The 20,287-nt window shown below is 36.7% G+C and carries 18 protein-coding genes; 7 read left to right on the top strand and 11 right to left on the bottom strand.

What is annotated here, in order from left to right; translation table 11 throughout:
• Positions 1-168: 168 nt before the first annotated feature.
• Positions 169-561 carry a DUF2500 domain-containing protein gene (locus FA707_RS01815; RefSeq protein ID WP_171028920.1) on the top strand — a complete coding sequence of 131 codons (393 nt, stop codon included), beginning with the start codon at positions 169-171 and terminating at the stop codon, positions 559-561.
• A gap of 50 nt (positions 562-611) precedes the next feature.
• Here FA707_RS01815 and FA707_RS01810 read toward each other — a convergent pair whose 3' ends face one another.
• The 4 genes from FA707_RS01810 to gdhA form a co-directional block, all read right to left on the bottom strand.
• Positions 612-1,382 carry an ABC transporter ATP-binding protein gene (locus FA707_RS01810; RefSeq protein ID WP_136952623.1) on the bottom strand — a complete coding sequence of 257 codons (771 nt, stop codon included), beginning with the start codon at positions 1,380-1,382 and terminating at the stop codon, positions 612-614.
• The gene (locus FA707_RS01805; RefSeq protein WP_136952622.1) at positions 1,383-2,390 is read right to left on the bottom strand and encodes a FecCD family ABC transporter permease; all 1,008 of its coding nucleotides are present in this window, start codon (positions 2,388-2,390) and stop codon (positions 1,383-1,385) included.
• Positions 2,383-3,360, bottom strand: coding sequence for an ABC transporter substrate-binding protein (locus FA707_RS01800; protein WP_136952621.1), 978 nt, complete (start codon positions 3,358-3,360; stop codon positions 2,383-2,385). Before FA707_RS01800 ends, FA707_RS01805 begins: the two co-directional genes overlap by 8 nt.
• A gap of 71 nt (positions 3,361-3,431) precedes the next feature.
• Positions 3,432-4,781, bottom strand: a complete 1,350-nt coding sequence (gene gdhA / locus FA707_RS01795) for an NADP-specific glutamate dehydrogenase (protein ID WP_136952620.1) — start codon at positions 4,779-4,781, stop codon at positions 3,432-3,434.
• Positions 4,782-4,871: 90 nt separating this feature from the next.
• Between gdhA and FA707_RS01790 the strand changes: the two genes are divergently transcribed.
• Together FA707_RS01790 and FA707_RS01785 are read left to right on the top strand one after the other, a co-directional pair.
• Positions 4,872-6,179 carry a BaiN/RdsA family NAD(P)/FAD-dependent oxidoreductase gene (locus FA707_RS01790; protein WP_136952619.1) on the top strand — a complete coding sequence of 436 codons (1,308 nt, stop codon included), beginning with the start codon at positions 4,872-4,874 and terminating at the stop codon, positions 6,177-6,179.
• Positions 6,180-6,295: 116 nt separating this feature from the next.
• On the top strand, positions 6,296-6,829 hold the full coding sequence (locus FA707_RS01785) for a hypothetical protein (protein ID WP_136952618.1): 534 nt from the start codon (positions 6,296-6,298) through the stop codon (positions 6,827-6,829).
• A gap of 17 nt (positions 6,830-6,846) precedes the next feature.
• Here FA707_RS01785 and FA707_RS01780 read toward each other — a convergent pair whose 3' ends face one another.
• On the bottom strand, positions 6,847-7,377 hold the full coding sequence (locus tag FA707_RS01780) for a TetR/AcrR family transcriptional regulator C-terminal domain-containing protein (RefSeq protein ID WP_136952617.1): 531 nt from the start codon (positions 7,375-7,377) through the stop codon (positions 6,847-6,849).
• Between the two features lie 142 nt (positions 7,378-7,519).
• On the opposite strand from FA707_RS01780, the gene FA707_RS01775 reads away from it, so the two are divergent.
• Positions 7,520-9,289, top strand: a complete 1,770-nt coding sequence (locus FA707_RS01775) for an oleate hydratase (protein ID WP_136952616.1) — start codon at positions 7,520-7,522, stop codon at positions 9,287-9,289.
• Between the two features lie 59 nt (positions 9,290-9,348).
• On the opposite strand, the gene ybaK is transcribed toward FA707_RS01775, so the two are convergent.
• Positions 9,349-9,837: a Cys-tRNA(Pro) deacylase gene (gene ybaK, locus FA707_RS01770; RefSeq protein ID WP_136952615.1), complete on the bottom strand. Its 489-nt coding sequence runs from the start codon at positions 9,835-9,837 to the stop codon at positions 9,349-9,351.
• Positions 9,838-9,856: 19 nt separating this feature from the next.
• Positions 9,857-11,035 (bottom strand): class I SAM-dependent rRNA methyltransferase, encoded by a 1,179-nt coding sequence (locus tag FA707_RS01765; protein WP_136952614.1) that lies wholly within the window; start codon positions 11,033-11,035, stop codon positions 9,857-9,859.
• A gap of 223 nt (positions 11,036-11,258) precedes the next feature.
• Here FA707_RS01765 and FA707_RS01760 point away from each other — a divergent pair, with 223 nt between their 5' ends.
• On the top strand, positions 11,259-13,397 hold the full coding sequence (locus tag FA707_RS01760) for an LTA synthase family protein (RefSeq protein WP_425471312.1): 2,139 nt from the start codon (positions 11,259-11,261) through the stop codon (positions 13,395-13,397).
• Positions 13,398-13,515: 118 nt separating this feature from the next.
• Here FA707_RS01760 and FA707_RS01755 read toward each other — a convergent pair whose 3' ends face one another.
• Together FA707_RS01755 and FA707_RS01750 are read right to left on the bottom strand one after the other, a co-directional pair.
• Positions 13,516-15,672, bottom strand: coding sequence for a glucosaminidase domain-containing protein (locus FA707_RS01755; protein ID WP_136952612.1), 2,157 nt, complete (start codon positions 15,670-15,672; stop codon positions 13,516-13,518).
• Between the two features lie 299 nt (positions 15,673-15,971).
• Entirely contained in the window at positions 15,972-16,526 is a 555-nt protein-coding gene (locus FA707_RS01750) for a recombinase family protein (protein WP_136952611.1), read from the bottom strand.
• 288 nt (positions 16,527-16,814) lie between these two features.
• Between FA707_RS01750 and FA707_RS01745 the strand changes: the two genes are divergently transcribed.
• Positions 16,815-17,435 (top strand): FMN-dependent NADH-azoreductase, encoded by a 621-nt coding sequence (locus FA707_RS01745; RefSeq protein ID WP_136952610.1) that lies wholly within the window; start codon positions 16,815-16,817, stop codon positions 17,433-17,435.
• A gap of 24 nt (positions 17,436-17,459) precedes the next feature.
• Here the strand turns inward: FA707_RS01745 and FA707_RS01740 are convergent, their stop codons facing one another.
• Together FA707_RS01740 and FA707_RS01735 are read right to left on the bottom strand one after the other, a co-directional pair.
• Positions 17,460-18,632: an AI-2E family transporter gene (locus tag FA707_RS01740; protein WP_136952609.1), complete on the bottom strand. Its 1,173-nt coding sequence runs from the start codon at positions 18,630-18,632 to the stop codon at positions 17,460-17,462.
• A 13-nt stretch (positions 18,633-18,645) separates the two neighbouring features.
• Positions 18,646-19,002: a PTS glucitol/sorbitol transporter subunit IIA gene (locus FA707_RS01735; RefSeq protein WP_136952608.1), complete on the bottom strand. Its 357-nt coding sequence runs from the start codon at positions 19,000-19,002 to the stop codon at positions 18,646-18,648.
• Between the two features lie 120 nt (positions 19,003-19,122).
• Here FA707_RS01735 and FA707_RS01730 point away from each other — a divergent pair, with 120 nt between their 5' ends.
• Entirely contained in the window at positions 19,123-20,148 is a 1,026-nt protein-coding gene (locus tag FA707_RS01730; RefSeq protein ID WP_136952607.1) for a lactonase family protein, read from the top strand.
• The last annotated feature ends 139 nt before the right edge of the window (positions 20,149-20,287 follow it).

Below are 20,287 nucleotides of genomic sequence, written 5' to 3'. Positions count from 1 at the left end.
ATATTTACGATTAATTATCTGAACCTTTATAAACTAGCGGAAACCCCTCTATACCATTCATAAGAAAGCGTTTGAAAAGAGACGTTAAATATGCTAACGTAGTTTTAACGAACGATAATAAGGACGATGATTATCCAACATTAGTCATCAAAAAAAGGAGACTTGTAAATGAGCGAATTATATTTTGAAATGGGGATGAATCCCATCTTTTTAATTTTCGGTATCTTTTTCACTTTGGCCCTGCTATTCATCTTATTCCAAGTATTTAAAAATATTCGACAATGGCACCGTAACAATCAAGCGCCTCGAGAGACTCAAAAAGCCACTATCGTCACTAAACGAACAGAAGTAAATCATCATATGAGTAACACGAATAATAACGATACAGTTGGAAGCTCACGTAGTTCCACGACTTATTACGCGACCTTTGAATTTCAAAATGGTGAGCGCTTAGAATTGACAGTTAAAGGGAACGTTTACGGTCAGTTAGCAGAAGGCGATAACGGCTACCTCACTTTTCAAGGCACACGCTTTGTCGCCTTTGAAAGAAATCGCACATAAAAATAACCCCGACCAATCACTTTCGTTTATAGGAAAGTGATTGGTTAGGGTTATTTTAGTAGTTGTTGCCATTTCTCTAAACTTGCTAAGTAATATTCGACTAATTCAGTATCATACAGGGTTTGAAAATTATTTTGCGTGCCAATCTCAGAAAAGTTACCCTTAACTACAATCTCCCCTTGTTTCATCATTAATAAATTATCTGATAAGTTAAGAGCTAAATTAACATCATGAAAGACACCGATAATTTGTGATTGATGCTGAACTTGCCATTTCTTAAGAAAAGCAATCATCTGCAATTGATATTTAATATCTAAATGATTGCTCGGTTCATCTAATAATAGTAAATTAGGAGCTTGCGCCATGGTTTTAGCTAGGAAAACTAATTGTTTTTGCCCACCAGAAAGTTTGAGAACTTCTTGGTCTTTTAGTTCCCACAAACCTAAATCAGCGAGTATGTTCTCAACATAGGCAACATCTTCTTTTTTATAGCTAGTAAATAAGCCTGTTTTTTGACGAGCAAAGCACCCCATCATCACAATGTCTTTAACACTATAACCAGCTTGAACGTGTTGATGTTGACTAAGTAATGCCACTTCTTTAGCTAACGTTTTTCGAGAATATTTTTTTACCGACTGTCCATTGATCAATACATCGCCACTAAACGGGACAACGTTTAAAATCGTTTTTAAAAGCGTTGACTTACCGCTGCCATTTGGCCCCAACACACACAACATCTCGTTATCTGCTAGTTGGAGAGAAACATTGTGTAAGACTTGATGCTGACCGTATTGAACGGAAACTTGTTGGATATCAATCATTTAATCACGCCCCTTCTTTAAGAATAAATACGTAAAGAACGGTGCCCCGATTAAAGCTGTTACAGCTCCTACAGGAATTTCTTTAGGCGCAATTAAGGTCCGAGATAAAAGATCCGCTAACACCATCAAAATTCCTCCAACGAGAGCTGACGATGGAATGACCAAACGATGATGATGACCAAACGCTTTTCGAACTAAGTGAGGAGCAACCAAATCAACAAAGCCAATAATCCCGACAAATGAAATCGCTGAACCTGTTAGTAAACAACAAACGATAATGAAGAAAACTTTTAATTGCTGAGTGGCTAGACCTGTTGCTTGTGCCTGCTCATCTCCGAGGGTCAAAATATCTAATTCGCTTGCAAAGCGCATGAACGTTAATAAACCGAACACTAAAAGGACTATTAATAACAGTACCTGACCATAGTGACTACTTGCAAAGCTCCCCAGTTGCCAGTAGACAATGGCTTTTAAATAATCATCAGAAAACACCGATAGCAACGTTAATAATGCATTTACGAATAACCCAACAATCATCCCGACCAATACGATTGTTTGATTATCCAATTGCTGATTAGATTTTTTAGCAAACAGCAAGACTAATAACACCGTTAAACAGCCAAAAACAAAACCGTTAACTGGGACGAAATAACTCGATAATCCTAGAATAGGCACGCCAATCGTTAACATCAAGGCCGCTCCAAATGAGGCACCTGACGAAATGCCTAGCGTATAGGTGGAGGCCAAAGGATTATTTAATAACGACTGCATAACTGTTCCTGACAAGGCAATGATGGCCCCAACAATAAAACTCATCAACACGCGTGGCAAGCGCACTTCTAAAATAATCATGGCAAGTATCCCTTCATTTGGATGTCCTAATAAGCGATTGATCATGATTTGAAACACTTCTAAAAAACTAGCCGATGCACTACCGACTCCTACACCCAACACCATCACAACGACGGCTAATACAACCAACCCACTTAATTTCAATCCTTTAGTCATGGCTAAAAGTCAATTTGGCAAATTCTTCTGGATAAAGAGTTTTTGCCATCTCTTTCATTGCTTCAACCACATGATGATTCGGTATCGAGCTTGCCGCATTATCAATGGGATAAATCGCTTTGTCTTTAACAGCTGTTACTTCTGACCAACCTTTACGACTTAAAATTTCAGTAACCGGATCGTCGATATACGTTACGTTAGTAAAAATCACATCCGGATTGCGTTCAATCGCTGATTCTTCGGTAATTGCCAACCATCCTGTTTGATCGTGATAAACATTTTTGGCACCAATAGTCACTAACATATCATCTAAAAATACATCTTTACCGAATGAGTAGATACCTGGTAAAGCTGCCACTTCAAATGAAACAGTTTTTTTCTGTTTAATGCTTTCACCCATTGTTTTTAGTTGCTCAATATCAGCTTGCATCTTTTGGACAAGGGTCGCGCCTTGTTCATGTTGGCCGACGCAATCAGCGATAAATTGAACATCTTCTTCGATAGCCTCAAGCGTGTCACTTGTCGGAATATTAATAATTGTTACACCAGCTTTTTTTAATTTGTCCCAAATTTCTGTATCGGCATATAGATTGATATCACTCACAAATACAACCTGTGCCTCCAACGCTAACAAGGTTTCTTGATCAATCGCCATCATATCGAATTGTGTCACTTCTTGTTTCGTATTTTTTAACTGACTTTGATTGTCGATACCAATTAATTTTTGGCTTTTGCCTAAATCCTCCAACACTTGGGTAACTGACGGCACTAACGATACAATTTTTGTTAAATTTTCCGGAATCACGATGGTTTCACCGGCCCGGTCGGTTGTTGGCAACGAACTAATTGTTGTATTTGTTTTGGTTGATGAGAGACTTGTTTCGTCCATAGTTGAAGAAGATATTGAACAACTAGCTAACAGTCCTCCAACTACACAGAGGCACACACCTAATAAAATATTTTTTTTCATTGTTACTCCTTATCTACAAAAAACGACTCTAATGATTAGAGTCGTTTTATTTGCCTAAACAGTTGACTTTTTTAGACTAGCCCTTGCGCCAGCATGTTACCAGCTACTTTAGAGAACCCAGCAATATTAGCACCAGTTACTAAATCTCCCTCTGCACCATATTGAGCCGCGGTATCGCGACAGTTTTCATAAATATTTTTCATGATATTATCTAATTTAGTATCTACTTCTTCAAAGGTCCATGGTAAACGTTGTGAGTTTTGGCTCATTTCAAGTGCTGAAACAGCGACTCCACCGGCATTAGCCGCTTTAGCTGGCCCAAATAAAATACCGTGTTCTCGGTACATCTCAATGGCCGCTAAATCTGATGGCATGTTCGCCCCTTCTGCGACTAAAAAGACACCATTAGTTATCATTGTTTGCGCCAATTCAGCATTGATTTCATTTTGGGTCGCACATGGCAAGGCAATATCATACTTTGTATCAATTGACCAAATAGATTGTCCTTCAAAGAAAGTAGCATTTGGACGATCGTTAATATACTCAGAAATACGGACACGTTTCACTTCTTTTAATTCTTTGATAATCGCTAAGTCTAAACCTTCTGGATCATAAATATAACCACTTGAATCACTACATGCTAAAACAGTCGCTCCTAAGGCTTGTGCTTTTTGAATCGCATAAATCGCCACATTTCCGCTACCAGACACCACGACTTTTTTCCCTTCAAATGAATCACCACGGTCGGCTAATAAATGTTTAACAAAGTACACTAAACCATAACCAGTAGCTTCCGTACGCGCTAAACTTCCCCACATATCAACGGGTTTACCGGTTAATACGCCAGCACTAAATTGATTTAGACGTTTGTATTGACCGTATAAGTAGCCAATTTCACGATGGCCTACACCGATATCCCCCGCAGGAACGTCGGTATCTGCTCCAATATATTTTTGTAATTCGGTCATGAAACTTTGACAAAAACGCATGATTTCGGCATCTGATTTACCTTTAGGATCAAAGTCACTACCGCCTTTACCACCACCAATTGGTAGGCCAGTTAAGCTATTTTTAAAAATTTGCTCGAAAGCTAAAAATTTCATAATACTTAAATTTACAGTTGGATGGAATCTTAATCCGCCTTTGTATGGACCAATCGCTGAATTATATTGGACACGGTAACCACGATTGACTTGCCATTTTCCTTGATCATCTTGCCAAGGCACACGGAATTGGATAATACGTTCAGGTTCTAGTAAGACATCCAACAAATTATGGGCTTCAACTTGTGGATTTTGCTCTAAATAAGCCGCAATCGTTGGTAAAAACTCCTCGACTGCCTGAATATATTCAGTTTGACCTTCATTTAATGTTTGAACTTTTTGACGAATGGCTTCAATATATTGATTGGCTACACCCATTTTCTCATCCTTCTTTCATAAATAATAATAAAAGTATACGTTATTCTCTTAAAAATACCAACTCATAAACAAAGAACTTTCAAAAAAAATATGGTACACTACTTAAGAATTGGAGGTATAAAAATGAACGTAGATAAAGATGTCATCGTAATTGGTGCTGGTACTAGTGGGATGATGGCCGCAATATCGGCTGCTACACATGGTGCAAGCGTCATGTTAGTCGAAAAAAACAAACGCTTAGGAAAGAAATTATTACTAACTGGCGGGGGTCGTTGTAATGTGACCAATAACCGTCCGAGTGACGATGTGATTCAACACATTCCTGGTAATGGTAGGTTCTTATACAGCGCGTTTTCACAGTTTGATAATCACGATATTATTCGCTTTTTTGAAGATAAAGGGGTCAAATTAAAAGAAGAAGATCATGGGCGCATGTTTCCAGTAACGAATCGTTCTAAAACGATTGTTGAGGCCTTAACGAGCGAATTAAACAAACAAAAAGTACAAATTGAATTAGACGCTGAAGTGGAAAAACTCTTAAAAGAAGATAATCGTATTATTGGGATTCGTTTAAAAGACGGACGCGAATTCACCGCGCACTGCGTGATTATCGCAACAGGTGGCAAAACGTATCCTTACACAGGTTCAACTGGGATTGGCTATCGTCTAGCCAAAAAAGCTGGTCACACCGTCACCCCACTTTTCGCGACAGAATCACCGATCAAATTAGCTGATACCTTTGTCCAAAAGAAAGTCTTACAAGGTCTATCATTACAAGACGTGACGTTATCGGTCCTAAATGAAAAAGGTAAAATCCGCGTGAGTCATACGATGGACATGTTGTTCACACATTTTGGCGTATCAGGTCCAGCGGCTTTGCGTTGCAGCATGTTTGTCAATCAAGCACTCGAAAAACATAACAACGCTACCCTTAGTTTAGACGCGCTACCCAATAAATCTTTTAAACAATTAGTTCATGAACTGACAACAGTCAAAGAACAACAACGTGATAAAGCCATTAAAAATGCGCTGAAAGGCTTGTTACCTGAGCGTTATTTAGAATTTTTATTGGAAAAGGCACAAATTGATGGTGCCAGACCATTCCGTCAAGTTGAAGCCAGCGAATTAGAACGTTTTGCGGAGTTAATTAAAGATTTCAGAATGTCCGCTATCGGCACGTATCCAATCGAAAAATCATTTGTAACCGGTGGTGGAGTTAATTTGAAAGAGATTGACCCAAAAACGTTAGAAAGTAAACTTGTTGAAGGTTTATTCTTTGTTGGAGAATTGTTAGATATTAACGGCTACACCGGTGGCTATAATATTACGGCCGCATTTGTAACTGGTTATGTGGCAGGTAAAAATAGTGCCCAAATCGCTAGCTACTTTCATTACTAACGATGTCTTTCAATCGTTATATATTACCCGTAATAAAACATATAAGTACGAAAACAATTGATGAAAGCACATACTTATGGCTATAATAGACGTATCAATTAAATGAGGTGAGAACTATGTTTCCACAAAAGAAAATTTTTAAAGTTGAAAAAAATCGTGACTACACAGCAGAAACACTCGCTCATGAGTTAGCCTTATTAAAGGAACAAAACTTTGACGAGGTTTCTTACACTGGACTGAACTTGAACTTAGACATGTTAATGACCCAAAACATCCGTAATGATGAGTTCAAATTGATTCAAACTCAAGATGGACTTGCTAAGAAGCCTTACGCTGATTGGCACCATGATTTAGTCTTGTCCATTGAGATATTCAATGCCTTTGCGGACTATACAGCCAATCATTATCATGACTATCAACATGAATACGAACGATTCGAAGAACAGACCGGTTTAAACAAAACAAGTAGCGACTACAAAGATTACTTTGAACAAGGTAATGCCATGTATTTCCATGACGTCCTTCATAGCGTCTTTGACTTGTCACGTCGTTTAGATCTTTCCATCAATAATTTCAAAGAAACACTAGCTTTTGATGGCTATGATTTAGAAGACTATCCTTTACCAACCAAAAACGTTTTTCGTAGATAAATATAAAAGCGAATTAATCATTTTTCGATTAATTCGCTTTTTACTATATAAATAAGTTGTCCACATAAATTTTCTGTTGAGATATCAACTTTCTCTTCTAACCAATCCGTAAACAAACCGGTTAATCCGAATACATAAAACTTTAACTGCACTTCATTATATTCTTCATACTCTTCTGAACTAGAAAAAAATAAAAAACTTAATAACCATTTCTCGATTTGGCTATTCAAATAGCGTTCTGCTTTTTCCTTTCCCACTGAACGATAAACATTCAAACAAAAAGCTTTATGCTCATCAACATAATCACTAACTTGCTTCACTCGTTGAGATAACGAGTCGTATTCGATGACTTGCTCAATTTTATTAAGAAAATCCTCTTCAATAATCCAATCTACTAATTCATAAATATCACGAAAATGGTAATAGAATGTTTGGCGATTCACCTGACACTTTTCCGCTAAATCAGTCACAGTGATTTTCTCTAATGGTCGGGTTTTGATCATTTCTTTCAAGGTTCTGGCTAAAGCATCTCTTGTGAAATTTGACATCTGTTCACTCCTATTTTTTAGACAATTTGCGTTTAATGTCTATTTTTTAAACATATCATTAAGATTGTTTATGGTTCTTTTATTATAACAATAATACAATAAATTTGTCACAAAATTCGAAATATTAGAGGAGGATTTTTTTATGTACTATAGTAACGGAAATTATGAAGCTTTTGCACGTCCAGTGAAACCTGAAGGCGTTGAAAACAAACATGCTTATTTAATTGGATCAGGTTTAGCATCGCTAGCGGCCGCTGCCTTTTTAATTCGTGATGGTCAAATGAAAGGTTCTCACATCACCATCTTAGAAGAACGTGATATTGCTGGTGGTGCCTTAGACGGTATTTACGATGACGGCAAAGGCTTTATCATTCGCGGTGGGCGTGAAATGGAAAATCATTTCGAATGTCTATGGGACTTATTCCGTTCAATCCCTTCACTTGAAGAAGAAGACGCTTCTGTTTTAGATGAATTTTATTGGTTAAATAAACGCGACCCTAACTATTCTCTACAACGTGCCATTGTTAATCGCGGAGAGGATGCACATACTGACGGAAAATTCACCTTGTCACAAACCGCTTCAGAAGAAATTATCAAGCTTTTCTTCACTCCTGAAGAAAAACTGGCAGATTTAACAATTCAAGATGTCTTCACTGAAGAATTTTTTGAATCTAATTTTTGGTTATACTGGTGCACGATGTTTGCCTTCGAACCTTGGCACAGTGCAATGGAAATGCGTCGTTACATCGCTCGTTTCATTCACCATATTGGTGGACTACCAGACTTCTCAGCTTTGAAATTTACTAAATACAATCAATATGAATCATTAGTGTTACCACTAAAAAACTATTTAGAAGCCCATGGTGTGACTATTCAATACAATACTACAGTAACCAATGTGTTATTTGATATTACACCTGATAAAAAAGTAGCAAAACAAATCGAATACACAATCAACAATAGCCAACAAGTTTTAAATTTAACCGAAAATGACTTGGTCTTCATCACAAATGGTAGTAACGTAGAAAGCGCTGATGAAGGTGATCATCATACACCTGCTAAACTAAACGTTAATTTAGGTGGTAGCTGGAACCTTTGGAAAAATATTGCCATGCAAGATTCAGCCTTCGGTCATCCAGAAGTCTTCTGCGGTAATATCAAAGAAAGTAGCTGGGAATCTGCAACGTTAACTACATTAGACGATAAAATTCCACCTTACATCGAAAAAATTTGCAAACGCGATCCGTTCAGTGGAAAAGTCGTGACGGGTGGGATTGTCAGTGTTAAAGATTCTAACTGGTTAATGAGCTTTACCTTAAACCGTCAACCACACTTTAAGGCCCAACCAAAAGATCAATTAGTCGTTTGGATTTATGGTTTAAATTGTGATGTGCCAGGCAATTACGTTAACAAAGCCTTAAAAGATTGTACCGGCGAAGAAATAACCCAAGAATTTTTATATCATATTGGGGTTCCTGTTGAAGAAATCGATGAGATGGCGAAAAATAGTGCCCGTTGTATTCCATGTATGATGCCATTTGTCACTTCTTACTTCATGCCAAGAAAACCAGGTGATCGTCCACTTGTAGTACCTGAAAACTGTGCCAATGCAGCCTTTATCGGTAACTTTGCTGAAACACCTCGCGATACAGTCTTCACAACGGAATACTCAGTAAGAACCGCTATGGAAGCTGTTTATACGTTACTTGATATCGACCGTGGCGTACCAGAAGTCTTTGCGTCAGCGTATGACATCCGCGTGTTATTAGATTCTACAGAAAAAATGATGGATGGCGCTAAATTAAGCGACTTGAAACTATCATTCTTGAAGAAAACGTTATTGAATAAAGGCGTACATAAATTGGAAGATACCGTGATTTATGACTTGATTAAAGAATATAAATTGTGGTAACAAGAATATAGCAAAAAAGTAGCGGTGACCATTAATTGATCACTGCTACTTTTTATTATCTACTCTATAATATCCACAAACTCAGCATGCACTAATTGTTTCACTTCATGTGGATCAACTTTCATTTGTAAGCCACGTTTACCTGCTGAAATATAAAAATATTCTAACCCATCTGCCGCTTGTTCGATATAGGTCGGGAACTGTTTTTTCATGCCAATTGGTGAACAACCTCCACGAATGTAGCCGGTGGTGCTTTCCAAATCTTTTAAATGCAACATTTCAACTTTTTTATTCCCACTAACTTTTGCAAGTTTTTTCAAATCTACCGTTTCATTACTTGGTATTACCGCCACAATCGGCCCTGTCTTATTACCAATTGCAACTAATGTTTTATAAATTAATTCCAAAGGTGTCCCTAATTGATTTGCGACATCTATCGCACTCATGTGGGCGAATTCTTCAATAGCAAAAGCGCGTTCTTCATAAGCTATTTTCTTTTGATCAAGTGTGCGTAACGCGTTCGTTTTCGTTACTTTTTTCTTTTTCATTTAGCTCACAACTCTTTCGTTAAAAAATTTGATAAATTAAAACTTTCAAATAGTTTCCTTCTTTAAAGGAGCTAGCTGTTACATAGTCGCTTGGCAAACGATACTCTTCGACTTTTTTGAAACGGCGGCCTTCACTACGAATGCCGTCTTCAACCATTTCTTTAAACTTGTCATAAGGCAAATTGGCAACGTTGGTTGACGCAATCAAATAGCCGTCAGTTCGAATTAACGGTGTGACTTCCGCCACTAACTCACCATAATTTTTAACAACTGAGAACGTACGCTTTTTGTTACGAGCAAAACCTGGTGGGTCTAAAATGACCATATCAAATGCCAGTTCTTTACGATTAGCATAGCGAATGTAATCAAAAATATCCATCACAACAATCTTATTGTTGTCCAACGATAATTGATTGATGTCAAACATTTCTTTTGTTTTTTCAAGACTACGCTTCGCTAAATCGACACTGACCGTACTAGCAGCGCCACCCATAGCGGCCGCCACTGAAAAGGCTCCTGTATAACTAAACGTATTCAACACGTCTAAACCGCTCGCTAGACCGTCTGCCAGGCGACCACGAACATGTTTTTGATCCAAGAAAATCCCCGTCATCATACCTTCATTTAAATAAGTCGCAAACGATACACCGTTTTCTTTCACCAGTAGCGGCTCGGGTGCTTCTTGTCCATAAATAAGTTGTGTTTCTGGTAAGCCAGTTTGCTCGAAACGATTTTTTTCATAAATCCCTTTAATCATTGGGAAAGCTTGGACTAACGCAGCGATTAATACTGTTTTAAAAGTATTAATCGTTTCGTTATACCACGAAACCACTGCAAAATCCGCATAGATATCCACAGTCATGCCACCTAAACCATCGCCCTCACCATTAAATAAACGATAAGCATTGGTCAACTCATTGTCTGCAAATTGTTGACGCTTCTCGCCAGCTTTTGAAAATAATTGTGTAAAAAAAGCTTCGTCCATTTTTGTGTTTTCATTTTGAGAAACAACCCAACCGACACCTTTATTTTGCTTCCCTAAATAGCCCGTTCCGATAAACTGACCTGAATCGGTGACAAATTGATGCCATTCTTTTGTTTTTAATTGGTCTTGTGTTTTGACTAAGTCTCCTTCAATAATCAGAGGGTAACCTGACATCATCTTACGAGCCGCTTGTTTTTTAATTTTGATTTTCATGTTGAACACCTTTCTACTATTATATGCTTTCCTATTTTAACATATTTTTTTTCATAAAACTCTTTCTCACGATATCTTAATAATTCGTACTCCTTTAGACTGATTTATGCCGTTTTCGATTGACTTTACCTCAAAATATCGGTAAAATATTTTCGATAGTTCATTAATAAACATTTTTTAGAATATAAACTTATGAAAACAACCATGAAAGGAAGTCATAATGTTGAAAAAATCCTACAAAGAATCATGGATTAACACACGTATGGGCTTTTTCTCTCTACTTGCCATTTTATTTTGGCTAAAAACCATTCTTGCTTACATTACAGCATTTAACCTTGGAATTGAGAGTATTACACAATATTTAATCTTGCTTATTAACCCAATTGCAACGACTATTTTTATTTTGTCAATTGGCTTATACGTAAGAAATGAAAAAAGAGCGTATGCAACCACTTTAATTCTGTACTTTTTAATGACCCTGTTACTATTTTCAAATGTCGTATACTACCGAGAATTTTCTGATTTTATCACCATTAATACCATTTTAGGAGCAGGAAAGGTTTCTTCTGGCTTAGGCCAAAGTGCGTTGAAACTTTTCTCAATCACTGATTTAATTTATTTAGTTGATTTATTCGCAATTGGGGGATGCTTAGCAGCGAAGAAAATCAAACTGGATAAACAACCAGTGAAAGGTCGTTTTGCTTTTGCGGTGACCTCTTTTTCCGTTTTAATGTTCGCTGTGAACTTAACCTTAGCTGAAGCAGATCGCCCTCAATTATTATCACGTACGTTCTCTAAAGACCATATCGTGAAATATTTAGGCTTGAACTTCTTTATGGCTTATGATGGGGTTCAAACCTACCAAACCAACCAAATTCGCGCTCAAGCGAGTGAAAATGATTTGGTATCCGTTGAAGAATATGTCAACAAACACCACGCTGATAAAAATCCAGAAATGTTTGGGAAAGCAGCTGGTCGTAACGTCATCTATATCCATTTAGAAAGTTTACAACAGTTTATGATTGATTATAAATTGACCGATAAAGACGGTGTCGAACATGAAGTAACACCTTTCTTAAACAGTCTATTCCATGATCAACAAACTTACAGCTTTGACAATGTTTTCCACCAAGTAAGTGCTGGTAAAACCAGTGATGCGGAAACCTTGATTGAAAACTCATTGTTTGGTTTGACTCAAGGCGCGCTATTTACACAACTAGGTGGCAAAAACACCTTCCAAGCGGCACCAGATATTTTAAGCCAAACTGCTGGTTACACAACAGCAGCCTTCCACGGTAATGTAGGCTCATTCTGGAACCGTAATGATACATACAAAAACTTTGGTTATGAATACTTCTTTGATTCAAGCTACTACGATGTAACCGATGAAAATTCATTCCAATATGGTTTACATGACAAAGAATTCTTTGACCAATCTGTCCAATACTTAGAGCATTTACAACAACCGTTTTACGCTAAGATGTTAGCTGTTTCTAACCATTATCCATATGCTAAAATCCAAGGTTCTGATGATGAGTTGCCTCTTCCAGAAACAGCGGATGAAACCATCAATGGTTACTTTGCAACAGCTCACTATGCTGACCAAGCAATTGAACAATTTTTCAACTACTTAAAAGCAACAGGGCTATATGATAATTCAATCATTGTGTTATACGGTGATCATTATGGTATTTCTAACTCTCGTAACCCTGAATTAGCTGAGTTACTAGGCAAAGACAAAGAAACTTGGAACGAATACGATAACGCACAATTACAACGTGTGCCGTTAATGTATCACATTCCTGGCGAAACAGATGGTGGTATTAGTCACACTTATGGTGGCCAAGTCGACATGTTACCAACATTATTACATTTATTAGGGATTGATAACTCTAAATATTTAATGTTAGGCCAAGACTTATTCTCTAAAGGGCATGATCAAGTCGTTGCTTTCCGTAATGGTGATGTCATGACACCTGATTATACTATTGTTGGAGATAATGTTTATGACAATCAAACTGGAGCGCTTAAAACAAACATCAGTGAGAGCGAGCAACAAACCATTGATGGTTTGAAAGAAAAAGTTCAGTTACAATTAGCTACTTCTGATGCTATCAACAACGGTGACCTAATGCGCTACTATAGTACAAGTGGTCTTCAAGAAATCGATACAACTACCGTTAACTATCGTGACCAGTTACAACAACTTGAAACGATTGAAAAAGAAAAAGGCAAAAATTCAACTAGCCTTTACTCAAAAAACGGGAATAAATCAACGGTTGATCAATACGTTAGAACTGATTTAGTGGATGAAAAAACAACTGAATCAACTGAATCAACTGAAGTAAGCGAAAATAAATAACCAAAACCTCACTTGAAAAAACAAGTGAGGTTTTTTTATCATTTATCATTACTTATCATGAAAAAACAGGCTTACCAATCACCTCAATCGAGGGCATCAGACAAGCCTGTTAGACGTTTTATTTTTGTTTTGCAACTATATAGTTCACTTGACTTGAACGAGCAATCTCATTAGAAATAACGCGGTAAGAAACACGAGTTCCTCCAACTACATTCCCTTCTGATATTAAGATGCCATCTTTAGTCACTGCTTCCACGAAAGCGACGTGACCGTACTGACTACTTGAACCAGCGACACCTGGTAGGAAAGACACGAGATAACCTGCCTTAGGTGTGCTTGTGACTGTGTAGCCTAAACGTTTACCCTTAGCACCCCATTCGCCACCATTTCCCATGTAATCATCCACTGACATACCTAGCTGTGCGACACGGTTAAAGGCATACCATGTACATTGACCCACAGGATAAGAACCTGAAGTATTGTAGTTCTTTTGGTTATAATCAGGGAATTTCATTAAGTCACGGTATTCTTTTGGAATCTCAGTTCGTGAGGTTAAGATACCTGATGTTTTTCCTGTTACGGATGTATCTAATTTAGGTTCGTCATATTGCGTTAAATTATAAGTAGCAATTAAGCTAATAACTTTCTTATCATATTGTGTATCCGTTGCATACTTACCTTTTAAACTTTGAGCAGCAGTCAGATAGTTATTGGCTTCTGAACGCCAAGCGTCTTTATAGAAATCATCTTTCCAAGCTGTTCCGTTTTTAATTAACGAAACATAGTCTTTTAACGATTCTTGATAACTTGGGTATTTTCTGAAGGCTGATTGAATAGTATAAAGATTACCTTTACCATCATCTTCACTCGTTGCCATTGAAATACTTTGATTTTGATATTGACCTTTAATCCCAAATAAATTATGATTTGGTGCTTGCGCTAAACCACTAGTGCCTGAAGCACTCTCTAATAAGGCTTGAGCAATCATCACTGAAGCAAACACATCATATTTAAGACCTAATTCACGGGCGTTTTCTCCAATTGATTGAATAAATTTTTCAGTCAAAGGATTCGCTTTAAAATCCATTGAAGCCGGATATTGTTTCAATAACGCTTGTCCTGCTTTGTTTAACTCAAGTTTATCATTACGATAAATCGTTTGGTCATCATTTTCAACGTAATATTGTGTCACCACTTCAAAGCGCTCATCATCAACATTTTCAACTGTGATTAATAAATCATCTCCGATATATAAACCATATTGGGTTTGGCCTAGATAATTGGTCCAAACAACAATGTCACCCACTTGTATGGTGTCTTTATCCGTTAATTTACGTGCATTTTCACTTAATAAATCTTGATTGAAATATTGTTTGCCTAACCAAGTCACTAACTCTTTTGAAGTAATCGGCTTATTTTTTTCAGCTTTTTTATCTTTTTGTGCTTGTTTATTTGTTTGATCACCTGTTTTTTTATCTTGATTATTTTCATCTTCAAATCGCTCTTTACCAACTAATAATAAGCTACCGTAAATTAAAACAGCTTCTTTATCTGTTTTTAATTCTGATAATAAAGGCAAACGATAATTTAACAAATTAGACGCAGTAAAGTCTTTTGTCGTTTCACCTAAATCAATGATTGCATTTGAAATTGGTTGTTGAATCGTTGGAGTAGCATCTACTCCAGACTGTTCTTTAGCTATAATTGATTGAGCTGGTTTTTCAGCTGGTTTTTTACTTGGCTTAAAATTAGGTGCTTTGGATTCTGAGCTGGTAGTTGTTTCTGTTGATGGCTCAGTACTTGGTTTTGTACTTGGTACCGGTTGTGTCGGAGTATTCGAGGTTGTCTCCGTTGTACTTGATTCACTGCTTACTTGACTTGAATCAGTTGTTTCAACTGGTTTTGACGGTTGCGTCGGTTTCTCTTGACTCTCTTCAGGGGTAGATTCTGAAGTTTGTGGTTCCTCAGGAGTTGTTTCTGGTTCCTGTGATTCTTCCGGAATTTGTGGTTCTTGTGATTCTTCTGGTATTTGAGGTTCTTGTGATTCTTCTGGAATTTGTGGCTCTTGTGGTTCCTCAGGGACTACCTGACTGGTTTCATCGGTCGTTTCTTCGGTTTCTTCATCCGATGTCACATTAACGCCCTCTTCACTTACTGACACGTTTGCTTCATATTGTTGAGTAGCAGCTAACACCACCGTTGCCGGACTGCCAAATGTAAACGTACTATATAGCCCTACTGTGAACACCAAAAATGTGTTCATCGTTTTTTTCATGTGATTTCCTCCTCCAAAATTTTCTCTTCGTAAACTCGCTACGCTTAATTTCCCTATCGACTACCCACATACTCAAATTATTTATATCAAGTAGTCTTACAAATGATTATTAATGTTTCAGATATTCTTAAACGAATTATCCATACGGTTCTATTATACCCCATTTAATAGAAAAAAGGGAGGGATATATCACCTTCTAAAATTTAATAACTATAAAGAATAAACAAAAAAACATGAAGTAAAAGAATCAACTTTCACTTCATGTTTTTTATTAACTTATTGAGATAAATTTTTAAAGACTACTTTTGTTCTTGCGTATACTTGTAAGCAGTACCTAAAGAAATTTGGCACTCTTCAGCGATTTGTCTTAATGTATACTTGTTGTTATTATATAAGAATTGAATTTTTTCCACTGTTTCTTGAGAAATTTTTGGACGTCCACCGATACGACCGTTTTTACGAGCAAATTCTAACCCACGAGACGTACGTTCACGGATAATGTCTTTTTCCATTTTTGCAAAACTTTTAATTGATTGTGCGTAAGCTTCATCACTTAGTCCACTTAATTCAGTCGCTTTTTCAACAACGATTAAACTAGCGCCTTTTTCTTCTAGAACAGTTAAGAAATCTGCCAATTGAATGATTGATTTGCCAATACAAATTAGACGTTGCACCACAATTTGATCGCCAGCAGCTAAATTTTCAACTAAATTATATAAATCTGCATGTACGTTATCTACACCTTCCGTAGCACTTTCAACGATAATGTCTTCTACCCCATACTTTTTCAATGTTTCCACTTGCTTCTCCAAGCTATCTCCCGTAGCTGAATAAGCGTAACCATATTTTGTCATACCAATCTTCTCCTTTAAAGTGAACTACAATTAACGTTTCTTTTATTATAAATAAATTATAATTAATGTATAATAAAAATACTAGTTCACTAATTGCATGTTGATATGAAAAATATGAAAACGCGACTCTATAAAAGCGTTCTATTACCATCTGTTATTGAGAAGTTACCTCCGTTTAAATTACATACATTAAACAAAAATTTGTTAATTTAGACTTTTTTTAATTGTGACACTTATTTTTTTTTAGTATAATAATAACTATCAAAAAGTAAGGTGGTAAAAAATTTTATGGCAAATGTTTTATTCGTTAAAGCTCACCCATTAACTGGTGCGCAATCAAAAACTTTAGAAGTAACTGATGTATTCTTAAATAAATACACAGAATTAAATCCAACAGATACTATTGAAGTCTTGGATTTATTTGATTCATATATTCCAGAATTAGACAACACATTGTTAACAGCAATGTACGCGTTAGGTGGCGGCACTGAATTCTCAGCTTTAACTGCTGATCAACAAAAAGCTATCACTCGTTTTGGTGAGTTAACAGATCAATTCTTAGCAGCAGATAAAATCGTTATCGCTAACGCTTTGTGGAACTTAAACATTCCAACAAAATTAAAAGCATGGTTCGACGCAATCAACGTAGCTGGTAAAACTTTCCGTTACACTGAAACTGGTCCAGTTCCTATGACTGAAGGTAAAAAAATCGTTCACATCCAATCAGGTGGCGGTAACTACGATGGCGCTGACTTTGCTAGCCAATATGTTAAAGCAATGATGAATTTCGTTGGTGTAATGGATCACACATTGATTCCTGTTGAAGGTATCGATCACCATCCAGAACAAAAAGAAGAAATCATGAATGCAGCTAAAGCTAATGCTGAAGAAGTTGCAGCTAAATTCTAATCATTGATACAAAAAAACCAGAAGCTATGCTTCTGGTTTTTTAATTAATCTTTCTTTATCTTCTTGATCATACAATTTAGAACGTTCAACGTACCAATTAAATAAGTGAGTCGCAATAACTTTTACGGCTGCATATCCCGGAACTCCTAAGATGACACCAGCTACCCCAAAAACTTTTCCTGCTGTTAACAACACAAAAATAATCGTTATCGGATGAATTTCCAATTGATTTCCTAAAATTAAAGGTGAAACAAAACGTCCCTCAATAAACTGCTCAACTGAAAAAACAATTAGCACATTGACAATCATCATCGGACCTGCAACAATCGCTAAAATGATTGCTGGAATCATCGCTAAGAACGATCCTAAATATGGGATTAAGTTCATAAATCCTGCTAATATCCCCAATGTCACGCCATACTCTAAACCAACGATTTTAAACCCAACCATGAATAAAATAGCCACCACAAACGCGACTAATAATTGCCCACGAATATAACTAGAGACTTTTTCATTAATATCCATTAATATTTGCATGATAGGCTTTCTAGATTTACTTGGTAAAAACTTTTCAATGTAGTGACTCAGTTCATTACCGTCCTTAAGTAAATAGAAAAGAATAATTGGACCCGTTGCAACTGTTAAAAAGACCGTCGTCATCACACCAATAAAGCTACCAATGCCAGAAACTGTATTTTTTGAAAAATCTTTAATCATAGAACCAAATGAATCAAAGAAATTTTTGCTAACTTTTTCAATTTGATCAGCATATTGCGCCAGTAGTGGATGTTTTAAAATATCACTACCTTTATTCTGAATTGTTTCCCAGTAACCTGGCCAGTTATTACTAAAACTAATTATTTGATCCTGTAACATTGGCACCAAGATTACGACTCCCCAAACAATTAAGGCAATAATCGCGACAAAAATTAGCGAAATTCCCCAAACGCGCGACAAACCTTTTTTCTCTAACCAGTTGACGACAGGATCAAGCAAGTAATAAAGAATTCCTGCAAATACTAACGGCGCACCAATAATCCCAATAAATTGTAAAATTGGTGTAAACAAGTATGACACCTTGTTAAATAAGAAAATAGCAATCAACACTAAAATTAGAATAACTAACCCTGTCACTGTTTTACTATTTAAAAATAATTTCCAAAACCAAGATGGCGTTGGACGTTTAAACTTTTCCATATCGACACCTCACTTAGTTAAAAGTTAATTTCATACCAACTTCTAAAGTTGGCAGCGTAGCCGGTGATAAATAAATCGCATTTGCTAATAAATCTTCATCGGTTCTCTCTTTAAAGAAAAGTGTAGCATGCCCCATCATCTCTAAAGATGCATTCACTCGTTCACCCAACTCTATCACTGTGTAATCTTGATCACCAAATGTCAATGTGTGACCTACTTCTAATTGATAAGTCGATTGCTCTTGTTTATTAACGTGAATAACTGCTACATTATTAATGTCCTTCGTTGCTGATTCATCAAATAAAATCAACATATTATCTTGACTTGAAACGGCCTGTTCGCCAATTGAAACGATTGAATTTTCTACCATAAAATCCCTCTTTCCTACTTAAAGTTACTATCCCCATTGTATCATAAAAGGTCTGCTTAATAATACCTCTCAACTCAATTCGCTTATGTTATAATAAAACTACGATACGAAAGGCAGGTTATGTTAATGGAAACAATTCTCTTAGGAACCTATACAAAAAGAACGAGTGAAGGTATTTACCAAGCAACACTTGATACCGATAACCAATTAATTAAAGATGTCAAATTGATAGCGGTTGCGGATTCCCCTACTTATTTAGGAGTTAGTAATCAAAACTTTTTATATGCTGTAACTAAAGAAGATACGTTCGGTGGCGTCGCTGTCTATGAATTAGTCGAAGGCGACTATCACTTACGTCAACAACTATTAGAAGAAGGGGCACCTCCTTGCTATATTGGTGTTGATAACGAGCGCGGTTTAATTTTCGATGCTAATTATCATCGTGGCTTAGTTCATGCCTACAAAATTTTAGAAGACGGTACATTAGAACTGCGCGATACTGCAATCCATAGCGGTCAAGGTCCACATCCAAACCAAAATGCTCCTCATGCTCATTACGCAGACTTAACACCTGACAAACGCCTAGTTTCTTGTGACTTAGGAACGGATGAAGTACATGTCTATGACGTGAGCGAAGAAGGTCATTTAACCGAAGCAGCAGTATTTAAAACCGAAGTAGGTGCAGGACCTCGTCACATCGTCTTCCATCCAACACTAAATTTAGCCTACATTATCGGTGAGTTAAATAATACTATCACAGTCGTGACTTATAATCGTGAAACTGGTGAAATGACTGCTAAACAAACTATTTCTACGTTACCAAATACTGATGTTGAAAGTAGTGGCGGTGCGATTCGTATTTCTAGCGATGGTCGTTTCCTATACGCCTCAAACCGTGGCCATAACTCTATTGCAATCTTCTCAATTAGCGAAAACGGTGAAGAGTTGTCGTTAGTGGACGTGGTTGCTTCAGCAGGCGATTTCCCACGAGACTTCACTCTAAATAAAACGGAAGATTTCTTAATTTGTTCTCACCAAGAGTCAGATAATTTAGTCTTATTCAGCCGTTCAAAAGAAACAGGTAAGTTAACGATGATCAGTCAAGACACATTAGCTCCTGAATGTGTTTGCACCTACATGATTTAATCACAAACCATTAAGACCAATATTTTTAGTGTCACAGCCGTTTTCAGGTTGTGACACTTTTTATTTAGCATTTGGGATTGAAATTATTTAGTAAATATTTTATAATTAATTTACTAAATTAATTAATAGGAGGCTTTAC

The organism is Vagococcus zengguangii, from assembly GCF_005145005.1.
Classification (GTDB): domain Bacteria; phylum Bacillota; class Bacilli; order Lactobacillales; family Vagococcaceae; genus Vagococcus_A; species Vagococcus_A zengguangii.
Note: the sequence above shows the minus strand (reverse complement) of the source record. Positions and strands in the feature narration are given on the sequence as shown.

What these genes read in the sequence shown, in the direction of transcription:
- FA707_RS01815 (WP_171028920.1), top strand. Translation starts at nt 169, where the DNA reads ATGAGCGAATTATATTTTGAAATGGGGATGAATCCCATCTTTTTAATT.
- FA707_RS01810 (WP_136952623.1), bottom strand. Translation starts at nt 1,382, where the DNA reads ATGATTGATATCCAACAAGTTTCCGTTCAATACGGTCAGCATCAAGTC.
- FA707_RS01805 (WP_136952622.1), bottom strand. Translation starts at nt 2,390, where the DNA reads ATGACTAAAGGATTGAAATTAAGTGGGTTGGTTGTATTAGCCGTCGTT.
- FA707_RS01800 (WP_136952621.1), bottom strand. Translation starts at nt 3,360, where the DNA reads ATGAAAAAAAATATTTTATTAGGTGTGTGCCTCTGTGTAGTTGGAGGA.
- gdhA (WP_136952620.1), bottom strand. Translation starts at nt 4,781, where the DNA reads ATGGGTGTAGCCAATCAATATATTGAAGCCATTCGTCAAAAAGTTCAA.
- FA707_RS01790 (WP_136952619.1), top strand. Translation starts at nt 4,872, where the DNA reads ATGGTACACTACTTAAGAATTGGAGGTATAAAAATGAACGTAGATAAA.
- FA707_RS01785 (WP_136952618.1), top strand. Translation starts at nt 6,296, where the DNA reads ATGTTTCCACAAAAGAAAATTTTTAAAGTTGAAAAAAATCGTGACTAC.
- FA707_RS01780 (WP_136952617.1), bottom strand. Translation starts at nt 7,377, where the DNA reads ATGTCAAATTTCACAAGAGATGCTTTAGCCAGAACCTTGAAAGAAATG.
- FA707_RS01775 (WP_136952616.1), top strand. Translation starts at nt 7,520, where the DNA reads ATGTACTATAGTAACGGAAATTATGAAGCTTTTGCACGTCCAGTGAAA.
- ybaK (WP_136952615.1), bottom strand. Translation starts at nt 9,837, where the DNA reads ATGAAAAAGAAAAAAGTAACGAAAACGAACGCGTTACGCACACTTGAT.
- FA707_RS01765 (WP_136952614.1), bottom strand. Translation starts at nt 11,035, where the DNA reads ATGAAAATCAAAATTAAAAAACAAGCGGCTCGTAAGATGATGTCAGGT.
- FA707_RS01755 (WP_136952612.1), bottom strand. Translation starts at nt 15,672, where the DNA reads ATGAAAAAAACGATGAACACATTTTTGGTGTTCACAGTAGGGCTATAT.
- FA707_RS01750 (WP_136952611.1), bottom strand. Translation starts at nt 16,526, where the DNA reads ATGACAAAATATGGTTACGCTTATTCAGCTACGGGAGATAGCTTGGAG.
- FA707_RS01745 (WP_136952610.1), top strand. Translation starts at nt 16,815, where the DNA reads ATGGCAAATGTTTTATTCGTTAAAGCTCACCCATTAACTGGTGCGCAA.
- FA707_RS01740 (WP_136952609.1), bottom strand. Translation starts at nt 18,632, where the DNA reads ATGGAAAAGTTTAAACGTCCAACGCCATCTTGGTTTTGGAAATTATTT.
- FA707_RS01735 (WP_136952608.1), bottom strand. Translation starts at nt 19,002, where the DNA reads ATGGTAGAAAATTCAATCGTTTCAATTGGCGAACAGGCCGTTTCAAGT.
- FA707_RS01730 (WP_136952607.1), top strand. Translation starts at nt 19,123, where the DNA reads ATGTTAATGGAAACAATTCTCTTAGGAACCTATACAAAAAGAACGAGT.